Raw genomic sequence first — 24,166 nt, 5'->3', positions numbered from 1 at the left:
ATAAAGTTACACAGGATAAAAGAAGATTCATTATTCAATTAAATTACAATGAAAATAGATATACGCTGTGAACTATTATATAGTGTAGATATGAACAACAAAAAGGGGGATTACATATGTGGAAGCGATTTGTAGCGATTGGTGATAGTTTTACCGAGGGCATAGGGGATGAAGTTGAGGGAATTGCATTAAAAAGCTGGGTAGATCATTTTGTTCAACTGTGTGCATTTGATATAGAATATGCTAATTTTGCAAAGCGTGGGTTAGTAACTAAAGAAATTCGCTCGCAGCAATTGGAAAAAGCATTAACGTTTAATCCAGATTTGGTAAGTCTAATCGCAGGTGCAAACGATGTATTAAAAGGACGTTGGAATCATCAAGAATATAAGGACGATATGGAATATATGATAGATACATTAATTAAAACAGATGCTGATATTATTATAGGGAACCTTCCAGATTTTACAATCAGGCTTCCTTTTTCATCTGAAAAAAAGCAAGTATTAAAAGAACAATTATTAGAGGCAAACGAAGTTATACGTTCACTGAGTAAAGAGTATAAACTTCATTATGTTGACTTTTGGAATCATCATTTAGTTAATGATGATACGGTTTGGTCTAAGGATTTAATTCATCCAAACTCAAAAGGATATGTGAAAGTTGCTGAAGTGATTTATAGTAGTATACCTGTACGTGATTTTTCTAAATAAGTTTTAGAATGAATTCCCTGTCTCATGCAGCGCAGGGGTTTTGAGTTAAAATAAAATGTATAAATTGAGCACAATAAAAAAGCATTCTTCCTAATCGAAAATGCTTTTTTTTGTTGTGTCTGTAGAAAAGTGATATCTCCTCTTTATTTTCATTTTTGAAAGGTTACCATCGTTAATAGTAAATAAAAGAGGTAAATAAATTGAAATGGACAAGCGAGGGTAATTTTAAACTTTAACAAAACAGTTATGTAGTAAAACATAAATAGAGCACACAAATAAGTGTGCTCTAGGAAAAAAGGTAATACAAGTAGAATATTGCGTGAAATGCACAAATAATAATCAGATTTTTATGAGTGTATTTTTAACATTGTATGCATTACTTTCTTTTTTAGAGCCTGTCATGTGAGAGAATATATAGCTGATTATTTTATGAAAGTAGTTGCACACCTTTACATTTTTAGTAGGATTTTTTAATTAAAAAAAGATAAACAATGGAACAAATACAACTTGTATCTTGTCTATATATTGAAACCATAATAAAAGCGAGGGTAGTTTTATGTTTATTCAAATAAGTTCGAGGTGTGGAAATGGAACAGAAGTTTATTGAAAAATGTAATCATGATGAGCTTGACTATGTTATAAACGATTATTGGCAAGATGTATGGAATTATTCATTTATTATTACGAAAGATCCACACTTATCAGATGATATCACGCAAGATGTATTTATAAAGGTATTTAAAAACTGGAATTCATTTCGAAAGGAGTCATCTATTAAAACGTGGATATTAAAAATTACAAGAAATACGGCAATAAACTATTTGAAATCCTCCTATTTTAAAAGGATATCTTTAGTAGGATTTTTTAGTGATGATAAACAATCCCCATCGGCAGAAAAAGAATTTTTTAATCAAGAGGAAATGAATGAAGTGTGGGATGTTGTATTAAAACTACCTAAAAAACACCGTGAAATAATAATTTTAGACGCGAAATATGAATTATCTTATGAAGAAATGGCTGAAACACTAGGAGTATCTATTGGAACTGTAAAATCTAGATTAAGCCGAGCGAGAAGTAAGGTTTCAAAATTAATTGGGGAGGGTAGTAGTGATGAATAATAAACAAAATCCCGACTGGTATAGTAAATTAAAAAAAGGTCCAATGGAGAATCGTAAAAATGAAGAGGAATTTATTTATAAAATAAAGCAGTCTATATATGAAAATAATGAAGCGGATCTTGTAAAACATAAAAAACCGTTTCGTAAAAAAGCGCTGCCTATTGTAGTTGTTTTCGTTTGTACAATATTATTTGTTATTGTTCAACAACCTTGGCTTGATGATAATAAATCACCGGTCCAAAGCAGCACTCAAATTAAGCCTAAAACGAAAGATGAGTCTGCTCAAGATCCAACATTAAGACAATTTATGAATGATTTATATCAAAGTACAAATGCAAAAAATGAAAACGACTTGAATAGAGCGTTAAATGATGAAGTTTTATTTAAAGGGAAGAGTTATAAGAAGGATGAATTGAAGTTTGATGAAGATATTTTTCATGAGTTGCAAGTTGCCCTTACAATGGGGGGAGAATTTACAAATGATACAAAGCAAGTATACAAAGTACCAAGTGGATTGACAGAAAGTAACGAACCAAAGCAAGCGCATTTTATATATGCAACTGTTACTGGAAATAAAACGAAAATTTTAGCTGAACCAAAACGAAAATCACGAGTTTTATATGAAGTATCTAATGAAATGGTAAAAGCTTGGATTACGGAAAAAGTGCAGAATGATGGATATATAAAAGTATCTACAATAAACGGTAATACTGGATATGTACAAAAAGAGTATGTTTTAACTGATATTAAATATTCTTTCATGTTCGAAAAGGATCGTGAAGGTAAATGGAAAGTAACGAATATTGATTCTATATGGTAAAAGAGGAAGGTTCACTTTAATGAACCTTCCTCTTTGTTGTTATTCTCTTTTTGAAGTGCATTCCAAGACTCTAAAACTTCTGATGTAACGAGAGCAGCGATGTTTTTTTCTGAATTACTACCAGGAATAACGGCAGAAACGGCAATTTGTGGATCTTCGGTAGGAGCATATGCAATGAAAAGAGAATGATTGATCATTCTTGCTTGCTCATTCGGAAAACCTGTAATTCCTGTTTTACCTGCGACTTCAAAGGGCAGCTTTTTAATTTCCTCTATATTTTGACTCATTCCACCTTGCACGACATTCCAAAATTTCATCGGATAATGATTTGAACTTTCTAAAATGGGTTTAAACTTTTTTGTTTCCTTACCATTTGGACCAATAATAGCACTTATGATTTGAGGTTTATATTTATCACCTTTACTTGCCAAAGTTGCTGCATATTGAGCAAGTTGAAGAGGAGTGTGTACTTCATTTCCTCCCCAAGAGGCATTTAATAAAGCTGATATTCCATTTTCAAATTTATTAGATGGATGAAGCTCATATTGTCCGTCTTCTTCAGATGGTAAATCAATCCCTGTTTTAGAACGAAGACCGAATTGCATTAAATAATCGGTCCATATGTTTGCTACTTTTTCTATATTACCATTATTTTCGTTGAATAAAGGTAGTGCTACTTTTGCTGTCATAAATGTGTTAGATGAATTAATGATAGCCTGCCGCGGTGTAATCTCCCCAGTTGGCGTTCCAGGTGCATTCACAATGTTATTTTGATTATCATACTGAAAACTACCCTTATCTAAATAAGTATCTTCAGGTTGAAAGAGCTTTTCGTTTAATCCAATTAAAATAGAAAGTGGCTTTATAGTAGAGGCCATATTTACATAAGATTCACCGTACTTTAATTTTTGAATTGCTTTATTTTGCGAAAGTGATTTCATGTTTTCTTTTTCAGGTGATGTATGTATATGTAATATATTTGGATCAAATACTGCTGAGTTGGCCATAGTTAAAATTGCGCCAGTTTTCACATCGGTTACCACAACATAACCGGCATTAACATCAGTTATTTTCTTGATTTGAGATCTTAATGCTTCCTCTGCTTTTTGCTGTAACTTAGAATTTAAAGCTAATTGGATATCTTTTCCTTTTTGTGCGTTTTGAATATTCCATAAGAATTTTTTGTTATTTATTTTAAAAATAAGAGTTTTACCCGGTTTTCCTTTTAAATCATTTTCATATCGCAGCTCAACCCCACTTTTACCAACAGGCATATGCTCTGAATTAAGTTCATTTTCCACATAACCAATTACTTGTGAACCAATTTCATGCTTAGGATAATATCGAATCACTTCATCTTTAATTATTACATTATTGGGTTTGTTCTTATTTACGAATGTAAGTTCACGCTCATTTATGTCAGAGTATAACGGTATATCATTCATAGTTTGCTTTTTACAAGATTGTTGTAAGTGTAATTTTATATCTTTTGCAGAAATGTCATGTTGAAACTCGCTTGAAAATTGATTGAAAAAATCTAACGTGTTTGCTGTATCTAGTTTCGATATCTTTTCATTATTAAAAGTGCAATATAGAGACTTAACTTTCTTATTTGTAGCTAGTATTACACCATTTTGATCAAGTATTTGTCCTCTTTCGGCTGAAGAAGTTTCGATAGTAATTGAAAAGAAATGGCTTTTAAACAAAATTATTAATATAAAACCTACAATAGAAAGAATCACTATAAATCTCCATCTTTTTATTTTTGTATGTAACATAAAACCCTCCCTTTTTAGCTTATTCCATATTATAGTTAATTATTTTTTTTGTAAATGTGGAACAACTTTATTATTTAGGTTGTCTATTAAGTACTACAGCATAAAGAAAGGAATAAATAGTATGAAATTTTACTTTTAAGATGAGTCGTTATACAGTGTAGCATTTCTAATGCAAGTGACAAAAAATAGAGAGAAAACAAGACAGGAGAGTTTTGAATTACGTAGCAAAACGAAAAGAAATGGATGCTTACAATGGTTTAGTGAAAAAGTTGAAACGATATTTATAATCGGCCATCGTTACGTAATATATAAGCAAATATATGGAGGATTTATGGAAAAGCAAAAAGGAAATAAGGAGACATATATATCTATTCGATTAAATATAATGTTCCTTTGCATATTTTTATTGTTTTCAGCTATTATTATGCAGCTAGGAAAAGTGCAAATCGTAGAGGGAGAGGCTTATAAGAATCAAGTGGAAAACAGTCAAAATGCATCAACTAGTATTCCAGTTCCACGTGGACAAATACTAGATCGAGAAGGAAAAACAGTTGTTAATAATAAATCTCTTCGCACAATTACGTATACAAGGGTAAAGGGCATTACTAGTGAAGATATTTTAAAAATAGCAAAAGAATTGGCAAAAGTACTTGAAATGCCTGAACAAGATATAAACAAATTAACAGATATCGATAAAAAAGATTTTTGGATGCAGTTGAATACGAAACGTGCGGAAACAATGATTACGAAAAAAGATATAGAAAAGTTTAAAGAAAAGGGAATAGAGGGAAAAGAGTTAGATAAAAAAATAGAAGAATTAAGACGAAGTCGCGTTACAGAAGTAGAATTGGCAGAATTAACAGCACAAGATTTAAAGGTGTTAGCTATTAAAAGTAAAATGAGCTCAGGTTATCAACTGACACCACAAATTATAAAAAAAGATGTAACTGATCAAGAGTATGCGCGAATCAGTGAAGATCTTGCGGAGTTTCCTGGGGTAGATGCAACAGTTGATTGGGAGCGCAATTATGTAAATGGTGATTTATTTCGTTCCGTGTTAGGTAATATTACGAGTAGCGAAGAAGGTCTGCCAAAAGAAAATTTAGATTCTTATTTAGTACGCGGATATAACCGTAATGATCGTGTAGGGAAAAGTTATATTGAACAACGATATGAAGATGTGTTACACGGTACAAAAGAAGAAGTGAAAAATATTACAGATAAATCAGGAAATATTATAAACACAGAAATAATTTCTAAAGGAAAAAGTGGTAATAGTTTAACATTAACGATTGATATGGAATTACAAAAGAAAGTGGAAGAAAGTTTAGAGAAAAATTTGAGAGCTTTTAAGAATTCAGAGCCACTATTGGACCGAGCTTTTGTTGTTATGACAAATCCGAATAACGGACAGATTTTATCTATGGCAGGCAAAAGGATTGTAGAAAAAGAAGGGAAAATGGAAATCGAGGATTTGGCATTAGGTAATATGACAACTTCGTATGAACTAGGGTCAGCTGTAAAAGGTGCAACTTTATTAACTGGATATGAGACAGGGGCAATACAACCAGGAGATCAATTTTATGATGCACCGATGAAATTTAAAGGTACACAAGCTAAGAAATCGTGGAATGTATCCGGATTTGGTAATATTAATGATTTACGAGCTCTACAAGTATCTTCGAATGTATACATGTTCCAAACAGCTTTAAAAATTGCGGGCGTTAATTACGTACCAAATGGTTCATTGGATATAAAACAAGAAGCATTTAATACGATGCGCTATTATTTTAAGCAATTTGGCTTAGGAGTTCCTACGGGTATTGATTTACCGAATGAAATAATTGGACAAACTAGAAAAGTAGATAGCCAGCCTGGTTTTTTACTAGATTTTTCTATCGGTCAGTATGATACGTATACGCCATTGCAATTAGCGCAATATATTTCAACAATTGCTAATGGCGGTTATAGAATGCAACCTCAAATTGTACAAGAAATACGAGAGCAATCAATAAAAGAAGAGGTTGGCAAAGTTATTCGTTCTATAGAGCCTGTCGTATTAAATCGGATTGATATGAAGACAGAGCATATTGATCGAATAAAAGAAGGGTTTAGATGGGTATTCCAAGAAGGTGATGGAACTGGCGTGAAGCATTTCAAAAATGCTCCATATAAGCCAGCAGGAAAGACAGGGACAGCTCAAACTGTATATGGTGGAGATGATCCAATTGGTAGAAATGCAAAAGGAGAACGTATGGAATGCTACAACTTAACGTTAGTTGGATATGCTCCCTATGATAATCCAGAAGTAGCATTTTCAGTAGTAGTTCCGTGGCTTCATAATGATAAAAGTGGAATTAATTCTATAATCGGAAAGGAAGTTTTAGATGTATATTTTGATTTGAAAAAGCAACGTATACATGGTGAAACTACTCATATAGATGTTCCGAATCAAAATTAGAAAAACGTATACGCTTTTCTTATGGAAAGAGATACTGTTTATTAAAGGTCTTTATAAAAGAAAAATGAGATTGGAAATAAGAGATAGCGACAATCATTGTGGCTATCTCTTATTTTGCTAATGACTCTCATACTAGCTAAAAATTTTTAAAAGTTTATGGAACAAACTTGTTTCGGTGATTGTCTATTATGTGTATGTAAAAAATGGTTAAGAACTTGAAAGGAATGATGATTTTGAAAAACAAGAGGATGCTAAAAATAGGAATATGCGTTGGTATATTAGGTTTAAGTCTTACAAGCCTAGAAGCTTTTACAGGAGGATCACTGCAAGTTGAAGCGAAAGAAAAGAAAGGACAAATAAAACATAAAAATCAGGCGACGCATAAAGAGTTCTCTCAACTTGAGAAAAAATTTGATGCTCGATTAGGTGTATATGCGATTGATATTGGTACCAATCAAACAATCTCTTATCGACCTAACGAAAGGTTTGCCTTTGCATCAACCTACAAGGCTTTAGCGGCAGGAGTATTACTACAGCAAAACTCAATTGATACATTAAATGAAGTTATCAAATTTACGAAAGAAGACTTAGTGGATTATTCACCTGTTACAGAGAAACATGTAGATACTGGAATGACACTAGGAGAAATTGCGGAGGCTGCTGTTCGTTACAGTGATAATACTGCAGGGAACATTTTATTTCATAAAATAGGCGGACCGCAAGGGTATGAAAAAGCGCTTAGACAGATGGGGGATCGGGTTACTATGTCTGATCGCTTTGAAACAGAGTTAAACGAAGCTATTCCAGGAGACATTCGTGACACTAGTACAGCGAAAGCAATTGCTACGAATCTTAAAACTTTTACGGTCGGAAATGCACTTCCAGCTGAAAAACGTAAAATTCTTACAGATTGGATGAAAGGTAATGCTACAGGGGACAAACTTATTCGTGCAGGCGTGCCAACTGACTGGATAGTTGGAGATAAATCGGGTGCTGGCAGTTACGGGACACGAAATGATATTGCTATCGTTTGGCCACCAAATAGAGCACCTATTATCGTCGCAATTTTATCTAGTAAAGATGAAAAAGGGGCTACCTATGATAATCAACTCATTGCAGAGGCGGCTGAAGTTGTCGTTAATGCTTTTAAGTGATAATCTCTCAATTCTTTATGTAATGTAATTGAAAATATGAACTTGGAAAGCGATCCTTTTTAATGTGAAAAGAATCGCTTTTTTGTATGCCGAATACATTTATAATCCAGGTAACAAAAGAATTAAATATATTATATGTATTATTACCAATATTACCAATAGCTATACTGGTTAAGATTCCTATGAAGGCACTTCCTATGATATCAAATGGATAATGATGGCTTAGCCAGATACGTGAAAAAACTGTCAAAATTGCTAAGAACCGCATGATTGAGCCAAATAAACGTTCACGAAGTAAGACGGAGGTCGCTAAGGCAAATGCTAAGACTTTATGTTTACTAGGAAATGAGGAATTATTCTGTGATGGGATAAGTATACGCACACGATGTGTAACAAATGGATGAGGTTTAAAATAAAAGAGCTGGGTAAAGCGGTTTATAAATAATGCGAATCCTACTGATACCCCTGCAAATAAAATAATTTTTTTGTAGGAATTGTTTCTAAACCACATTAAGGCTAATAAGAAAATGTACAGGAATCGAGTCTTTTGTGAAATAAATATCATAAATGTATCCAATGTTGAGTTACGACCAGCTAGACGATTGATAGCTCTAAACATCTTATAATTCATGCAGATGCTCTCTAAATGTCTAATAAGTAAATCAGTCAAATATTTTTCTACTAGTGTTTCATCAAGGCTGATTAATTTGTAAATATGAAGTACTACGCTCAAAGATAGAAATACTTACAAATTTTAAAAGAATTCCTTTTGTGTACCAAGAAGTAAAATATTTTTATGATAAAATATAGAAAAAGATGATTAAGAAGGGATAATTAAAGTGAAACCAACAATTTATGATGTTGCGGAAAAAGAAGGTGTATCAATAGCAACTGTATCCAAGGTAATTAATCAAACTGGGCGTATTAGTGAAAAAACAATAAAAAATAACCAGTTCGATTTATCGAGCTGGTTATTACATCCAGAAATCCTCGAAATCTAAGCTGTAATTTTACTTTATGAAGATTATCCCCTTATTGAACTACTCCCACTGTTATCTCGTAAAGATGAGGGAAATTAATAGGTAAGGGGCTCAATAGAATTCTCCCTTATTAGTAGGTTATGACTATAGTTATTGTGGTTAGAAGCCTTATCGCTTCATTCTTCCAATTGATACTTGCGGAAATCTCCCGATTATGGTGCGTACAACATGAAGAGTAGTCCCATTTTCGTAGGGTTAGATTAGTAACGTCTTGGTTTGGATATCCATAACAAAAACATAATTGATTTGAAGCAAATGTTTCCGATAAGATAATGTTTTGTTTGCTATACCATTACGCTATCAAGCTAACAAAGAGATTAAAAATATTAAAGAGAAATTTTTTAAATGGAGGCGCTTTATCAGTAAGAGAAATATGTAATTATACATATTTCTTTTTTATAATGTTTTTATATACAAAATCCTTTATGTATGCATTATCGATTATATTCAAAATGTCACAGGCCTTGATATGTCTGTAAAAACGTATCAAAATTTTACTTTAAGACACACGGTATATAAATTTTTGATTGGGCAAATTCCTCTTTTTTAGGAAGAGTAAAAACACCTACTATAAAAATTTTTACAACAGAGCCAGATAACGTGATAAAGTATTTATTGCTGTGCATGTAAATATCAAAAAAACCCTTACAAAATGATGTTTGTATTGGTTTAGCTTATACAATTTTAGGGGATTAATAGCATTTTATGACGTTATTATTAACCTAGTTTTCAAGAAATAGAGGTGAATGTAGGATGACTAAACCTTTTAAAAAAAATAGTCGTTATATGGTAGGGTTGGACAGTCTAAGGGGTCTAGCTATACTAGGTGTTATTTTGTATCATATTAATTTTAATTGGATGCCTGGAGGGTTTTTAGGAGTTACAGTATTTTTTGTACTTTCAGGTTATTTAATTACAGATATTCTAGCCATGGAGTGGAAGAGAAATAAGAGAATTGATTTGAAAAAGTTCTGGCTTAGTAGGGCAAGAAGATTGCTTCCAGGAATGATTGTCATGCTCGTTATAACATTGGCATGGATTACGATTTTTCATAGCTCTTTACTTGAAAAAATGCGTGGAGATTCATTAGCGGCATTATTTTATGTTAGTAACTGGTGGTATATTTATCATAAATTATCGTACTTTGATAATTTTAACCAGATTTCGCCATTAAATCATTTTTGGTCGTTAGCAGTCGAGGAACAATTCTATGTTGTCTGGCCGTTTATTATTAGTTTAGGACTTTACTACATAAAAAAACAATCCCGTATGATTTTATTGATTTGTCTAGGAGCATTTGCTTCAGCTTTAGCAATGGCAATTTTGTATGAACCTGGAGTTGATCCGAGCAGAATATATTATGGTACAGATACGAGGGCCTTTTCATTACTTATCGGAGCGGTACTTGCCTTAGTTTGGCCAAGCAATAGGCTTGCTAATAAAATTATCCCGAAGGCGCGTTTCATTCTTGATGTAGTGGGTGGCATTGCTCTTATTATTATTTTGGTTATGTTTTGGAAGACCAATCAATATGATCCATTTCTATACAAGGGAGGAATGGTTCTCTTATCAATTGCAACAGCATTGTTAGTGGCAAATCTAGCTCATCCAGCTAGTCGCATTGCTCAATTTTTACGATTTAGACCTTTACGTTGGATAGGGGTAAGATCGTATGGCATATACCTCTGGCATTATCCAATTCTCACATTAACGACTCCAAAAGTAAATGCAGGGGATTTTTCAATAATAAGAGCAATCCTTCAATTTCTTCTAATAATATTGATTGCGCAAATTTCATGGAAGTTTATCGAAAAACCAATCCGACAAGGTACGCTCCGGAACATTCAGTTTAAGAACTTAAGACTTCAAAATGTCACTTTAGGTGTTAAGTTAGCTTTAGTTTGTTCATTATTCTTTACCTCAATAGCAGTTTTAGGCTTATTAAATGCTAGTAAGGCTAAGGGGAATTATCAACAAGATAAGGTGGAAGCAGTACAAACACAACCGGCGCCACATCCAGTTGCTGTTTGGGAAAAACCAAATCAAGAAACGCCTCTAAATCAAGGGGAATCAAAAGAAGCAAATTCTGCACACCCTAAAAATCCACTCACAGTTACTGCGATAGGCGATTCCGTTATGATTGATATTACTCCATATTTAAAAAATACTTTTCCTGATATCAGGATTGATGCGCAAATTGGCCGTCAGCTGTCAAAAGCGATTCCAGTAGTGGAACAGTTAAAAAATGAAGGGAATTTAGGAAACTATGTCATTATCGGATTAGGTACAAATGGAGCCTTTACTACTGAACAACTTGTTTCATTAATAAAATTAATTGGAAACGAACGTAAAATAATATTTATTAATACGAGAGTGCCACGTCCGTGGGAATCAATTGTGAACGAGAGACTGAAAGTAACAGTAACTAAATATCCTAATGTAACTCTAGTTGATTGGTATGCAGCAAGTGCTGGAAAGAAAGACTACTTTGCACCTGATGGTGTGCATTTAACCAATTTAGGTGCAGAAGCATACGCAGTCCTTGTGGTTAAAGCGGTTAATCAATAATTAATTATATTTGATCAAATTCTTTTGCACAGTTAGCTGAAATAAAAAAGATCTATGTTTGAAGAAATAAACTTTTGGCATTTAGCAATAATTCCTGTAATTCATAATACAATGACAAGCGAAGTTTGGTTGAAGACTTCGCTTTTTTGTACGGGACATGAATGGTAAAGGGGTATGAATATGCATTATCGGGTTTTGATAAGGAAGGTAAGGAAAATGAGTTAGAATTTATTGTACAAAAGAATCTTCGTAAAGAAGCATTCCTACGTGTATATCATTCAGAGAAAAAAGGTGTAACGGCTTGGAAGGAAGTGCAGGAAGACGAGCTTCCTAAGAAAGCAAAAGAAAAACTAGGTGTGAAATAATCCTTTATTTGTGATGGTGGATTCTCCTACGTGGAGGGTTCGCCGTTTTTTATTATATGCTATGTTGTAGTTTTTTATATAAAGCATATTAAAAAGTGAGCGTTTCTTTCTGATAAGTTTTGGGATTAATTTACTAAGGACTATGACAAATTTAAGAACAAGAAGAAAAGTATTTGATACTAGAATTCTGGAAGTGCTAGGATAGAAATTAAATGTTTTTGTAAAAAAAGAATTGACTTATATACTAGTTGTAACTAAAATGGTTACATAAAGATGTAATCGAAAAAGTTACATCAAGTGTCTGTTTTTTGAAAAAAATGTGCACAGTTATCTTTTGTTAAAAATCAAAGTTAATCTTTTTTGAAAGGGTTAGTTTTGAAAAATATATTAAGGTAACTCAAAAAAGAACAAGATATAAAAAGATGTACTTATATAAACCAGAAATTTAACTGAGCTGGATAATAAAAATAAAGGTAGGAGATTTAAATGGAGACGAAACAAGATAACCTTATTTATGTATGGGACGCTTATTGTGGATGGTGCTATGGCTTTTCAGAAAGTATTAAAGGGTTTTACAAAAACCACACTGAAATGCCGTTAACCGTTTTATGTGGAGGTTTATTCTTAGATAATTTACCAATGAAAAATTTCTCATATATAGAAGAGGGAAATAAAAGAATTAATCAACTCACAGGTGCGGAATTTGGTCCTTCATATCAAAAATTGGTGGAAGAAGGTACTTTTAAAATGAATTCGAAAGATGCTGCAATTGGTTTTTCGGCATTACGCTCATTAGCTCCAGACCGTTTGTTAGAATTCACTTCGGCTATGCAAAAAGCGTTTTATTATGAGGGACAAAGTCTAAGTGATCCTGAGACATATCGTAAGATTGCAATCGAGCATGGTTTGGACCCTGAACAAGTATTAGACCGCTTAAACGCTCAAGAAACAGTAATAGATGTCCAAAATGATTTCAATAAAGTTCGACAGCTTGGTGTTAATAGTTATCCTTCATTACTTTTACAAAAAGATAATCAAATTATTCCTATTGGTGGCGGGGTAATGACGCCAGATAAAATCGAAGCGCGTTTTAAAAGTTTATATTAAAAAATCTTAAGCTACAGTATATTGCATGTAACGTTTTAAGAAAAACTACTATAAGTAAATGGACTAAACCTTTTTTATAATAGTTGATTTCAATTTGTATTTAAACAGTCCAATTTTATTATAGGCCATAGTAATAAACATATTATCTTACGCCAACTGACATTTATCTCCCGAATAATTGTTTGTGCTGTCACACTTTCAGGTGAATTGAATAGGGAGTTTCTATTTGAACAAGAAAAAATGTGTGATTTATTTAATAACTTTAACAAAAGGAGAGAAACATTCTATGTTTAAAACAATCGATACAAATCAAAAAGATGTAAAATTGACGGTGTTTAGTTCAGACGAAAAAAGTTTCATGGTCACTGCAACCTTAGTTGAGAAAGCAGGACATGCATTTTTAATAAACTCAAAATTTACGCAATCTGATTCGAAAGAAATTGTGGATTATTTGACAAACAATAATTTATCTCTAGATAAAATCTTTATCATCCATGGGGATCCTGATTACTATTTCGGGTTAGAAAGTATGAAAGCTGCATACCCAGAAGCTATAGCATATGCAACAGAGTCTACGGTTGAAAATATTGTTCATTCTGTATTAGGAAAATTAAAAGTTTGGAAAGGTGCACTTGGAGAAAATGCACCAAGCAATGTGGTATTACCTCAAGTGTTTAATGAAAAAACGATTGATTTTCAAGGACTAACATTTGAACTAGTAGGCTTAGATCAATACAGAACTAGCTTATTTAATAAAGAGCTGAAAGTATTAATTGGTGGTATTGATGTATTTAACGAAATACATGTATTCTTAGCGGATACTAGCTCAAAAGCGGCGATGGAGGCGTGGATTGAGAACTTGAAAGTGTTACAAGCATTACATGCTGACATAATTGTACCTAGCCATGGATCAATCGAAAAATCCCTAAATAATCAAGCACTTACTGCGACAATGGATTATCTAGGAACAGCAATTCAAGCTTCTGAGGAAAGTAAAACTTCAAAAGATTTTGTAGCAATACTTGAAGCAGCATATCCAGGCTATGCAAATAAAGGTGTATTAGAATTAAGTGCAAAAGTTGTAACAAAAGAAATGCCTTGGGGTTAATGCTATGAATAAATATCAAAAACTATTACATGAAACGTATGTGTTAACAGGTGAGGGAAAAATGGATGCTTTCAAAACGTATTTAAGTGAAAATGTATCTTGAACAGAAGCTGCTGGATTTCCATATGCAGGCACTTATATAGGTCCTGATGAAGTAGTGAAAAATGTACATGAACGTCTTGGAACTGAATGGGATAACTATAGCGCTAAAGATGAAATTTATGCTTTTAATAACAATACTGTTATCGTGTATGGAAAATATAGTGGAACATATAAAACAACAGGGAAATCATTTGTGGCAGATTTTTGTCATCTTTATGAGTTTGATGAGAACGATAAGGTTAAGAAGTTTATTCAAATTGTGGACAGTGCAACTGTTAATGAGGTATTAAGTTAGGATTACTAGTTTCTAACATGCCTCGTATAAGGAGTATTGTTAGAATAAATGTGTTTTCCTAACAATATCTCTTACATCACATTATGGGAAAGATTTTTCCTGTATCAAAGGTGTTAACGAAGATGAATTATAAAATTAGAAGAGGTAGGTATATATGAAAGTAGAGAAAAATTTAATAGTAATAATTATTTCTGTGTTTATTTTAGGAATTGTGTCGACTTTGATATTTCAAGCTTCAATTGGTAATACCAAAGGTCATTCAATAAAGGGCGAGAATGCTGCATCGGTATCGAAAGATAATGTGACAGAAAAAGAAAAGAATAAAAAGATGGTAGTTGATTTCTATAATGAAGTTTTTAACAAACATAATATCGATATTATCCCTAAATATGTAAGTGAAGATTATAAGCAACATAATCCTTTTGTTGCTGATGGCCGAAAAGCCTTCATGGATTTCTTTAAGGAGGACTTTGTAAAAAATCCAAATTCCTCTGCAGAGATTAAACGTGTAGTATCTGAAGGAGATACAGTTGCCCTCCATGTACATTCTCGTACTAATTCTCAAGATAAGGGAGTTGCTATAGTGGATATTTTTCGTATAAAGGATGGAAAGATTGTTGAACATTGGGATGTAATTCAAGAGATTCCAAATGAGGCAGCTAATAATAATACGATGTTTTAGGTAGAAGATATCTCTAATATTTGTTTAATTGTTAGAGATATATAGAATTTTGAAATTTAGACAAGTTATGTTTTAAGATGAGTAAAAATAAAGGGATGTCCTAGATATGTTACTAGGACATCCCTTTTTGTTTTAATAAGATTTAATCTAATATGATGTATAGGGTACTTATTGTATGTATTTTTTATCATTAAATCACTTCATGATTAATGACAATCGTTTATGTCTTGAAAAACTATTCATTTATTTGAAATATAGTTTCATCAGGTCTAGAGAATCCATACAATTTCCTTGCGAACTTTAAAATACCTTCTTCGCTCTCTGTTAAAGTTTTAATATCGTTTTCATAATAACGTCCTATGATTTCTAATTCAGACAATCTTTTCTTTTCTTTATTTAGTGTAATTTGTTTTTCTTGAATCATTTGTTCTTGCTTATAAATGGAGATTTGAATGGAAATAACCATAGGTAGAATAAAAGCAAGTGCTAATAAAAGACGACGTCTTAGCTTTTTATTCGTTTGTGGATTCTTGTTAGGATTAATTTGTATTTTTGAGATTGATTGTGGTGGTGGTGAATTTGGGATACTCCCCATTTTAATGCCTCCATTACCTATGTATAGAATTTAAACTGCTTAAAAGTATTATATATGCTAAATAGATAATTTTGAACTTATTTGTGTAAAGAGAAGTTTTATGAAATTTAAATAAAATCCCTATTTAGTCGCAAATAAAAAGCACCATAAAAGGTGCTCAATAACTACCACTGAGTTAATCATGATTATTTTACGTATGTTCCTGATAAATGTGCACTTTTGTATAAAAACTTTATTTTATCAATTTGTAGGTTGATACAGTTCCCCAAACGAAAAGAACCAAGTAAAAAAGTCTTTGTAGTAGACCTGCAGGTAAGGGGAAAAGAAAAACAAGTGAGATAAGGATTGTTATTACTATTAAGCTTAGTAAACAGAAATATGTCCATTTTCCAGCTTTTTTAAGATTCTTAGCAAAAATAAATAATCCTGGAAATACCGTAAGCATACCTATCCAAACTAGAATAGAATGTCCAATTAGGCTTATATCTGCAGGAATTAATCCTGAAACTATAGTGGATACTCCTATTATAAGTATAAAAAATGTTGCTATTCTATTAATTCTTGTTTTTTCTAGATGTTGTGAAATATATAGTACTCCAATACAAAATGTTATTCCATTAAGAATAAAGAGTAAATTCATCCAAAAGTGATTAGGGGAGCATATTTCATAAGGCGCTATTTCGTAGGTGAATTCTCCACAGGTTGTTACACCTAGGTCACTCATTGCATGATGCAAATAGTTATAAGGTGCTGTAGAAGTGAAAATAAAGAAAGGTTCAATTAAAAAGTATAGGCAAGTTGCAATCCAGCTAAATAAGCCAAGCCTATTTGATATATACATTAGATTCCTCCCTTGAAAAAGTATAGTTCCATTATAGATGGTTACAATATTGAAAGTGAAAATTGTAAATTGAGAGTCGATAATTCTGTTCAATAATATAGGATTTTCTGGACAAATATGTTTAGCGGAAAGACGTATAAAAAATGGATGGAGCAAAACTTAACAAAATAGTTATTTGAAAATAACTAACGGCAAAAACGTCAGGCAACCAATTAAGTTGCCTGACGTTTTTGCACGGTAAAGGATAGATTCCTCTACAAAAGGGAGAAATAAAGAAAAATGTTTTTAAATGAAATTCATAAAAGATTGATAGGTACTACCGAGGGAAAATACCGTAGCTACCGCATGGGCAGTCCATTTAGGCTATTTAATTTTAATATGGTGTTGTATAAGATTCCGTATACGATATAAATGATCAATACAAATGCAATTAATTGAAGTGCTAACAAAAATAGTGGTTGTTCTAAAGCACTAAAGTCAAGTTGTTCCATTAATTTATTACACTCTTCATTTAATATATTAACATAATTAAAATAAAGGGTGTGAAAGTTTTTACTATAAAGTTTCAAATCTGTATATATTTGACGGTAGATAAGTGAATGTTAACCAAAACCCTACTGTATAAAAAAGAGAAGCGCTTAATCCGGACGCTCCTCTTAATGCCAATATACAATAACTATTCCGTTATAATATATAAGCGTAAAATATTTAACAATTAGCTATGTGGTAAAAATTTCATTTTGTGTTAGTTTAAAAATAAAAAAGAGCACTTAATAAAGTGCTCTCGTGACGAGATTCATTTTGTAAAGACGATTTTATAAAGAAAGGAACACTGAATATTATATGTGCGTGCAGTTAATTGAGTTCGTTTTTTACAAAAAAGAGCAGTTAGTAAAAGCTAACTGCTCCAATCATGGAATATGGTTCGAAATGGGTTGTCTATATTATTGACGGAATATTGAGGTTTATTCAGGGGTACCTAAAGGTTTTCTTTTTAACTTAATCCATATACCACAAACAAAATAATGGCTAAAAATACAGATAATGAAAATGTCACAAAGACTGTTATTACACTCTATCTATACAGTTCTTTGAAAGAAAAGTAGTGTGGGGATAATGTATCAATGCATTGATAAACAGTAAACATAGACCCTTTTATTAAAACGTTACCGGAGAACGGGCATGGACGGTAAGAATCCGTAAAAGGACGAAAAGGCTAATTACATTTATATATTTAGCCATGGTGCGTGAGTGTCGTGGCTTTTGTGTTATTTGTTGAGATCGCCAATATTGCTGGGGTGATTGGTGACATGAAATTATCATATCATTATTTATAACAAGGAAATATGGAGGGCGTTCTCATTTCGAACAGAAAAAAAGAACCTGTAGTGGCTCCTTTTCACATTGCTATCTTATACGTATTGATTTTTCGCTTAACATCCATAAAAGCTAGTAATGCAGCAATTGCACAAAGGCCTTTAAACCAAAGGAACTCGGAAGAAAATAGTCCGCCAAAGAAAGCGACCGAGTGTACAAAACAAGTAATACCAAATAACCAAAGCATGAACTTTAATTCTTTTGAGGAATATTTATAGTTTTTAAATCTTTCCCACTTATGTATCAACTCCTATTGTTATGAGGTTCTGTAGTTTTTCTTTTTAAAATCGCGCATGTTGAGGATAAAGAATAAAAGGAAGATAACAGCTGCGATGCCATTAATCCAGTAGTATGTACGTCCTGTTGTCAATCCGTGATAGAAGGAATTGAAATTCCAAATTATAAGAAGTATTGAACAGATAGTAGAGATTATTAATGAGCTAAAACTTCTCATGATTTTCACCTCGATTCAAAATATTAGAGCTCATTTATAATTTTACATTCAAATAAATAGATTTACAATAAGCGGAATGAAAAAGAACCCGATGGAGTTCGGGTCCTTTCAGAAGTGATGATGTATTCTCGGCTTGGGAACTGAGAAAATACAAAAATATAATACATCAGGATTTAGAGAATTTCAATATTAAATTAGGGATTATCGCGAGGTGGTGAATATGGCTAGGCAAAGAAGCCCAAATTGTGAAGTGAATAATTTGTAATGTATTTTATTTTTTACAAAAAATAACCATTTTCTTCAGATTTCAAGAAGGTTTTACAAAAAATGCATAGAAGTGTAAATATACGGTAATGAAATGAGTCGAATTTTCATCATGACTGATATCCATAATATGTTCATTTCAATTAACATGAAATACACATAGAGGAGAGAGATTATGAAAAGGAGAATTGGTACAGCAGTCGTAGGTTTATCTGTTTTAGGATTTGGAATTTTTGGTTTTACTCATGGAAATGGTGGAGGGGTTGTTCAAGCGGCTTCAGTAGGTGATGGAGGAGGAGCGCCTGCATATGCACATGGAAATCATGGGGGAGCACCGTCCTATACTCATGGGCATACAGGAGCACCAGTTTATGGATATGGAGACTATCCAATACCTTCTTTTAATGTAGGAGATACTCCTGCACCGAGGTTAGAAGCTGATGGAGATCATGGAGGAGCACCAACTTATACTCATGGACATTTCCCTGCACCGAAGTTAGAATCGGAAGGGCATACAGGAGGGGCGCCTTCTTACAATAAGGGAGATACATGGTCTCCGAGTTACGCACATGGAAATACAGGAGCACCAGCTAATACAGAGCCTGGTGGGGGGATTTAACTAATACTAAAATGAAAGTTGTAAATTTATATATAAGAAAAAAGGCTTTGTAATTTACAAGGTCTTTTTTCTTTGTAAAAAAGTTATTCAAAGGAGAAAATAAATGAATTTCTTCGTATTTTATTATTAACAAAATACGGATTTTGTATGGAATTTCCTGCAAAGAATTCACGATGAATAAGGTTGTCTCATATCATATAAAGATTGCTTTATTAAGATTATAAAAGGATGTGAACGTATTGGAAGATGTTTATGGAAAAATTGACAGTTTAAAAGCAGAACAAAAAGAAATTATGCAAGATATTCGTAATTTAGAAACTCGCACAACAATTAATGAGAAAGACATCGCTACATTTAATAAGCAATTAGAAAAGATTAGCATGAATACAACTTGGATTCTACGAATTATTATTAGCGCAATCACTATGAAGATGAATTTATTAATTTTTTAAATACGACACAAAATAAATAAGTCCCAAAAAATATATGAATTAAAGTGAGAAGACGTTCTACTCATATGGAGTAGAACGTTTTTCTTATGTTTACTTTCAGAAGGTATGCAGTTAAGTTTTTGTTTTTGAGAGTAAATTTAGTATCCATATTCTCATTATTAAATTTTTTTGAACTACACGCTTATTTAAGTGAATAAAAGTTAGAATAGTTAAGGAAAAGTATAATTTTGTTCTTAATTAACATAATTTTCAAAATAAAATCTGCAGATGTTAAGATTTGTTATATAATATAGTTGTCAAAGTACTACCCCTGTAGTTTCTATGATGAATCGGTAAGATAGTTTGTTTGTCCCATATATTCACGTGATATAAAAAGAACTTGTAGAGATTCCTGCAAGTTCTTTTTTAAGGATTAAATGTGAATCTGAAATAAAGTAACGAGTTTTTGAGGGGAGAAAAGTAAATGTTTATAAAAGCAGAAAGATTACTAATACGAAAATTTGAATTCAAGGATTGGGAAGCTGTTCATGAGTATACATCAGATAGCGATGTTATGAAATACATACCTGAAGGGGTTTTTACTGAAGAAGATACAAGAAACTTTGTAAATAAAAATATGGGTGAAAATGCTAAGAACTTTCCTGTGATACTAATAGGTGAAAATATCCTGATTGGTCATATTGTTTTTCATAAATATTTTGGTGAGCATACTTATGAGATTGGTTGGGTATTCAATCCTAAATATTTCAATAAAGGATATGCTTCTGAAGCAGCAAAAGCTACATTGAAATATGGGTTTAAGGAAATGAAATTACATAGAATTATAGCTACATGTCAGCCAGAAAATACCCCATCATATCGAGTGATGGAGAAAATTGGAATGAGGAGAGAAGGCTATTTTAGGAAGTGTATACCTCATGGAAATGAATGGTGGGATGAATATTATTACGCTATTTTAGAAGAAGAGTAGTGTTTCAGAACGCATTATTAAAATCAAAATCATAATTAAAATTGTGCTATCATTTTTTGAGAATTGCTTGGTCTATAAAATAATTAAAATGTGGGTGGTGCTCTATGCCCATCAAGCTAATATTATACAAGTTTAATTTCATATAAGATTTTTTCTTTTTTCTAAAGATCCAGTGTAAGTTCTTTAAAAATTTGCATACTAAATAAATCCTATCGGGCTTCAATTTTTTTGATTACGCTACCTGATTGTGGGACATAGAAAAATTATATACGATGCCTAAGATATCAATGATTGTTTTCTTCTTATACCTATGGGATTTTCGTCTGTTTTTCTGTAAGAGATTAAACAGACGAAACAATATGACGAAACAATATCTTTGTTAATTCTTGGGTTTCTTTTGTAAAGATTGATAAAGAAGTGGAAAATATTCTTTTATGATATAAATCGCTTTATATTCGCTTAATTTTCGTTCCTTCTTGCTGAGGAGTAATTGGTGCATTTTGAAACATGGTGGAGGAATAAAAAAAGGTGCTAATTAATTGTCCATATAAATGACATTTAATCGTCCTTAATTGATGTACACCCCAAATGTTAGACACGAACAACAATTGGAGTGTACTTTTTTATGGTTAAATTTACACGAGGGGAAAAAGTAAAGATAGTAAGAAGGTTTTAGATAAACATGATGGAGTGAAGAGATTTGTAAATTCTAGGATGTAAACTGTATTATTTATTTTGGGTAGTACAGGAAGAAAATGATGGGAGTATGTAAGATATACTATCTTTTCAAAAAGTTACAGTAATTTTTCGTAAAAGAGGTTGCGATTATGAGTTTATGTGAAAATATAATTTCAAATAGATTTTAGGAGGATGTTTCATAAATGGAGCAGGTTATACAAGAGTTTTTTTCTTCAAGTAAAAACTATAAAGTTCAAATCATTAGAAGAAGAGATGGGCTATATACGACAGAAGCTTATATATGAGGATTTTGACAAAATTAAGAACAAGACAGAAAATCTTTAAGAAAATATATTGGTGGAGATATGATTTGGAAGTGAACTGTTTACCTGTTGATTTAGACGAAAGTTTTTGAGCACCGTGATCAAACTGTCTTTAAATAAGAGGTTAGGTTATTAAGGTAATTGAATATTCCTGAAAAAGAAAAATGTTCTTTTGGTATACAGATTACATATTACTGAATTAGATACGTAACCATAATTCAACTATGAAATAAATAACAAGGGCATGCAGTCGTATCTGCCGCCCTTGTTAGGAGGAATTCAAGACACCAATAGAACACGTATTGGTAAAAAGGCTCAAAAATAGTATATGTAAAAAGAAAAAGTCCTATACCAAAAGTGGACTGAGCTGTATCTTTTTTACTTATTCAAAGATTAAATACCGTTCTTTTCAAAATCAGTACAGCAAACATATGGTTTGGAATGGAATCAGAAAAAGTATACATGAAAATGGCAGACAACAATTTTGTCGTCTGCCAGTGCCAATGGACTGAATGAGTTAGTCAATTACTATAAATTTACTACCCCATTACCAGAAGAGTGAAGCCGCTAGTTCAAACGGATTAAAACTAGTTTGCCTAATAAAGAAAAAATTATGAGTGAAAATTTTGTTTGCTCTATATGAAAAGATAAATAGATATTTATCAGACAAGGATAATACAGTATACCTTGAATAGGATGTAGGAACGAATTAAGGAAAAGAATGTGATTAAGAAAGGGACTGAATCAGGAGTGGGAATTTCGGACAGGATTTGGGGAGCCGTGGTTGCCTTGGACATTGCGACTAATATCGTTGCTTGTATAATGGCAGTATACATTCAAAAATATGAGTTAATGATAAACTACCTTACAAATATTTTATTTTTAATAATTATAGCGATAACATATATTAAGATGAAAATTAACAAGTGGGTGGCGTTAGGATTTACGTTAGTTGTAATGGAAAAAGATATTAAGGCAGGTTATGACTTCTACACACATAATTACTATCAGTTGGAGTTTAGCGATCATTGTCTATTGCGTATACGAGATGAAAAATTATTATGTTGAAACAAATAAATAGCCGCAAAAAATAAGGGTTAGTAGGTGGAATTCTTGTTAAAGTATACAATTTTTTTAAACAATGATATTCCGGTCCTGTTTTTTTACTTCAACAGCAAAAAAAAAGACGCCATAAGGCGCCCGAAAATTGGGTAAACGAGGTTTTAGTTTTCCAATCTAAAGAAATTATGTATTAGCTCACAATGAGAGTATATCATAATATCTAATCAAAAAAATATGCATTATTACATATATGAGTTTAACAAAAGTAAGATGGGAGTAAATCAAAATATTATAAAAAAGACACTACAAGAGTGTCTTTTTGTGGAAAATACTCTATAATTAACTTTGGGGAAGGTAATGTTAGAGTATTCGTTTAGCATTATCTTTATATTTGATAAACCATGAAATCAAAAGATTTTGTGGTTTATTTTTTGAACAATAGCTATTACAAGTATTGGCGGTACGCTATTGATTGTTATAAGCATTTGGAGAGGTAGAATTAAACATCTAACATCGAATAACAGTTCCAGAATATAACGTTATGAAATGATCTCCCATATCCAAAACGTTACTTGCCTGTATGAAGCCCTTAAAACCTTCTGAAGAATAATAAATCTCTTTTGGTATACTTTCTTTAGTTTGGAAATGTGCTTTAGAATATTTTACATAATGGTTTTTAATAACTTTTGATTCTGGAACAATATTGTTTTTTTGTTTCAATGTTTGCCTAGCACTAGAAGGTGTTATGAATTTTTGAGTGTCTTGGTAATTATGATTTAAGGTGTCAGCCTGTACACTGTGTGACGACACAAAGACGCTTAAACTACTTCCCACAATTAATGTTGCAAATGCTAACTTTGAGACTTTCGTTAATCTAATCATTTTATAATCTCCTTTTCATTATTTTGTAAGGTACCTCCTTACACCTCACAGTCTATATCCACTACATAAGGGTGTACATACATATTGATAGACAAAATTCTACAAAATACCACGTGTTTTTTGATTTTTGTATAATAATTCAATATTTGATAATTTATCAGAAGTAAAAATGTAGGCCTTATATAAATGAAAATGAATAATTTATGCAGAGCTTGTATATAAAATTATTGTTCAAATATTCTAAAATGAGTTGATAAAGATAGTGTGGTATTATTAGACAATAATTGATTCGATAGGTTGGATTTGAAAAGTGAATTTTCTTATTTAAAATAACTAAAGAA

General features: G+C 32.0%; 19 protein-coding genes and 7 pseudogenes. 16 read left to right on the top strand and 10 right to left on the bottom strand.

The window, feature by feature from the left end; all coding sequences use genetic code 11:
* The first annotated feature begins 116 nt into the window (after window positions 1-116).
* From Q9B79_RS06380 to Q9B79_RS06370, 3 genes are all read left to right on the top strand, one after another.
* Complete coding sequence (locus Q9B79_RS06380) at window positions 117-710, top strand: SGNH/GDSL hydrolase family protein (protein WP_306183059.1); 594 nt, start codon at window positions 117-119, stop codon at window positions 708-710.
* Between the two features lie 587 nt (window positions 711-1,297).
* Window positions 1,298-1,828, top strand: coding sequence for an RNA polymerase sigma factor (locus Q9B79_RS06375; RefSeq protein ID WP_306183058.1), 531 nt, complete (start codon window positions 1,298-1,300; stop codon window positions 1,826-1,828).
* Window positions 1,821-2,648, top strand: a complete 828-nt coding sequence (locus tag Q9B79_RS06370) for an SH3 domain-containing protein (RefSeq protein ID WP_306183057.1) — start codon at window positions 1,821-1,823, stop codon at window positions 2,646-2,648. Before Q9B79_RS06375 ends, Q9B79_RS06370 begins: the two co-directional genes overlap by 8 nt.
* Before the next feature lie 11 nt (window positions 2,649-2,659).
* On the opposite strand, the gene Q9B79_RS06365 is transcribed toward Q9B79_RS06370, so the two are convergent.
* Window positions 2,660-4,426: a peptidoglycan D,D-transpeptidase FtsI family protein gene (locus Q9B79_RS06365; RefSeq protein WP_306183056.1), complete on the bottom strand. Its 1,767-nt coding sequence runs from the start codon at window positions 4,424-4,426 to the stop codon at window positions 2,660-2,662.
* Window positions 4,427-4,757: 331 nt separating this feature from the next.
* Between Q9B79_RS06365 and Q9B79_RS06360 the strand changes: the two genes are divergently transcribed.
* Window positions 4,758-6,887 (top strand): peptidoglycan D,D-transpeptidase FtsI family protein, encoded by a 2,130-nt coding sequence (locus Q9B79_RS06360; RefSeq protein ID WP_306183332.1) that lies wholly within the window; start codon window positions 4,758-4,760, stop codon window positions 6,885-6,887.
* A 203-nt stretch (window positions 6,888-7,090) separates the two neighbouring features.
* Window positions 7,091-8,041 (top strand): class A beta-lactamase Bla1, encoded by a 951-nt coding sequence (gene bla / locus Q9B79_RS06355; RefSeq protein ID WP_483861653.1) that lies wholly within the window; start codon window positions 7,091-7,093, stop codon window positions 8,039-8,041.
* Window positions 8,042-8,048: 7 nt separating this feature from the next.
* Here bla and Q9B79_RS06350 read toward each other — a convergent pair whose 3' ends face one another.
* Window positions 8,049-8,672, bottom strand: a complete 624-nt coding sequence (locus Q9B79_RS06350) for an undecaprenyl-diphosphatase (RefSeq protein WP_306183055.1) — start codon at window positions 8,670-8,672, stop codon at window positions 8,049-8,051.
* Between the two features lie 208 nt (window positions 8,673-8,880).
* Here Q9B79_RS06350 and Q9B79_RS06345 point away from each other — a divergent pair.
* Window positions 8,881-8,982, top strand: a pseudogene (locus Q9B79_RS06345) (LacI family DNA-binding transcriptional regulator); the annotation flags it as partial.
* A 169-nt stretch (window positions 8,983-9,151) separates the two neighbouring features.
* On the opposite strand, the pseudogene Q9B79_RS06340 reads toward Q9B79_RS06345, so the two are convergent.
* Window positions 9,152-9,373 (bottom strand): annotated as a pseudogene (locus Q9B79_RS06340) (IS200/IS605 family element RNA-guided endonuclease TnpB); the annotation flags it as partial.
* Between the two features lie 461 nt (window positions 9,374-9,834).
* Here Q9B79_RS06340 and Q9B79_RS06335 point away from each other — a divergent pair.
* From Q9B79_RS06335 to Q9B79_RS06310, 6 genes and pseudogenes are all read left to right on the top strand, one after another.
* On the top strand, window positions 9,835-11,649 hold the full coding sequence (locus Q9B79_RS06335; protein WP_306183054.1) for an acyltransferase family protein: 1,815 nt from the start codon (window positions 9,835-9,837) through the stop codon (window positions 11,647-11,649).
* Window positions 11,650-11,816: 167 nt separating this feature from the next.
* Window positions 11,817-12,014, top strand: a pseudogene (locus tag Q9B79_RS06330) (YxeA family protein); the annotation flags it as partial.
* Window positions 12,015-12,500: 486 nt separating this feature from the next.
* Window positions 12,501-13,121 (top strand): DsbA family protein, encoded by a 621-nt coding sequence (locus Q9B79_RS06325; RefSeq protein ID WP_060630888.1) that lies wholly within the window; start codon window positions 12,501-12,503, stop codon window positions 13,119-13,121.
* A 286-nt stretch (window positions 13,122-13,407) separates the two neighbouring features.
* Entirely contained in the window at window positions 13,408-14,229 is an 822-nt protein-coding gene (locus Q9B79_RS06320) for an MBL fold metallo-hydrolase (RefSeq protein WP_306183052.1), read from the top strand.
* Window positions 14,230-14,233: 4 nt separating this feature from the next.
* Window positions 14,234-14,626 (top strand): annotated as a pseudogene (locus tag Q9B79_RS06315) (nuclear transport factor 2 family protein).
* A 154-nt stretch (window positions 14,627-14,780) separates the two neighbouring features.
* Window positions 14,781-15,308: a nuclear transport factor 2 family protein gene (locus Q9B79_RS06310; protein WP_306183051.1), complete on the top strand. Its 528-nt coding sequence runs from the start codon at window positions 14,781-14,783 to the stop codon at window positions 15,306-15,308.
* A 235-nt stretch (window positions 15,309-15,543) separates the two neighbouring features.
* On the opposite strand, the gene Q9B79_RS06305 is transcribed toward Q9B79_RS06310, so the two are convergent.
* The 5 genes and pseudogenes from Q9B79_RS06305 to Q9B79_RS06285 all read right to left on the bottom strand — a co-directional run bounded on the left by Q9B79_RS06305 (window position 15,544) and on the right by Q9B79_RS06285 (window position 18,575).
* Complete coding sequence (locus Q9B79_RS06305) at window positions 15,544-15,903, bottom strand: FtsB family cell division protein (RefSeq protein ID WP_306183050.1); 360 nt, start codon at window positions 15,901-15,903, stop codon at window positions 15,544-15,546.
* A gap of 232 nt (window positions 15,904-16,135) precedes the next feature.
* Entirely contained in the window at window positions 16,136-16,744 is a 609-nt protein-coding gene (locus tag Q9B79_RS06300; protein WP_306183049.1) for a DUF998 domain-containing protein, read from the bottom strand.
* Window positions 16,745-17,029: 285 nt separating this feature from the next.
* Window positions 17,030-17,235, bottom strand: a pseudogene (locus Q9B79_RS06295) (hypothetical protein).
* 908 nt (window positions 17,236-18,143) lie between these two features.
* On the bottom strand, window positions 18,144-18,308 hold the full coding sequence (locus Q9B79_RS06290; protein ID WP_306183048.1) for a hypothetical protein: 165 nt from the start codon (window positions 18,306-18,308) through the stop codon (window positions 18,144-18,146).
* A 69-nt stretch (window positions 18,309-18,377) separates the two neighbouring features.
* A complete protein-coding gene (locus Q9B79_RS06285; protein WP_071716450.1) occupies window positions 18,378-18,575 on the bottom strand; it encodes a hypothetical protein in 198 nt (65 codons plus the stop codon).
* A gap of 439 nt (window positions 18,576-19,014) precedes the next feature.
* Between Q9B79_RS06285 and Q9B79_RS06280 the strand changes: the two genes are divergently transcribed.
* From Q9B79_RS06280 to Q9B79_RS06270, 3 genes are all read left to right on the top strand, one after another.
* Complete coding sequence (locus tag Q9B79_RS06280; protein WP_306183047.1) at window positions 19,015-19,458, top strand: hypothetical protein; 444 nt, start codon at window positions 19,015-19,017, stop codon at window positions 19,456-19,458.
* Between the two features lie 239 nt (window positions 19,459-19,697).
* Window positions 19,698-19,910, top strand: a complete 213-nt coding sequence (locus Q9B79_RS06275; protein WP_306183046.1) for a hypothetical protein — start codon at window positions 19,698-19,700, stop codon at window positions 19,908-19,910.
* Between the two features lie 463 nt (window positions 19,911-20,373).
* The gene (locus Q9B79_RS06270; RefSeq protein WP_306183045.1) at window positions 20,374-20,880 is read left to right on the top strand and encodes a GNAT family N-acetyltransferase; all 507 of its coding nucleotides are present in this window, start codon (window positions 20,374-20,376) and stop codon (window positions 20,878-20,880) included.
* Between the two features lie 232 nt (window positions 20,881-21,112).
* Here the strand turns inward: Q9B79_RS06270 and Q9B79_RS06265 are convergent.
* A pseudogene (locus Q9B79_RS06265) lies at window positions 21,113-21,437 on the bottom strand (IS4 family transposase); the annotation flags it as partial.
* A gap of 1,194 nt (window positions 21,438-22,631) precedes the next feature.
* Here Q9B79_RS06265 and Q9B79_RS06260 point away from each other — a divergent pair.
* Window positions 22,632-22,962, top strand: a pseudogene (locus Q9B79_RS06260) (hypothetical protein).
* A 488-nt stretch (window positions 22,963-23,450) separates the two neighbouring features.
* Here the strand turns inward: Q9B79_RS06260 and Q9B79_RS06255 are convergent.
* Window positions 23,451-23,825, bottom strand: coding sequence for a hypothetical protein (locus Q9B79_RS06255; protein WP_306183044.1), 375 nt, complete (start codon window positions 23,823-23,825; stop codon window positions 23,451-23,453).
* Window positions 23,826-24,166 lie beyond the last annotated feature (341 nt).

The sequence above is a fragment of the Bacillus sp. MHSD_36 genome, assembly GCF_030757775.1.
Taxonomy (GTDB): Bacteria; Bacillota; Bacilli; order Bacillales; family Bacillaceae_G; genus Bacillus_A.
Note: the sequence above shows the minus strand (reverse complement) of the source record. Positions and strands in the feature narration are given on the sequence as shown.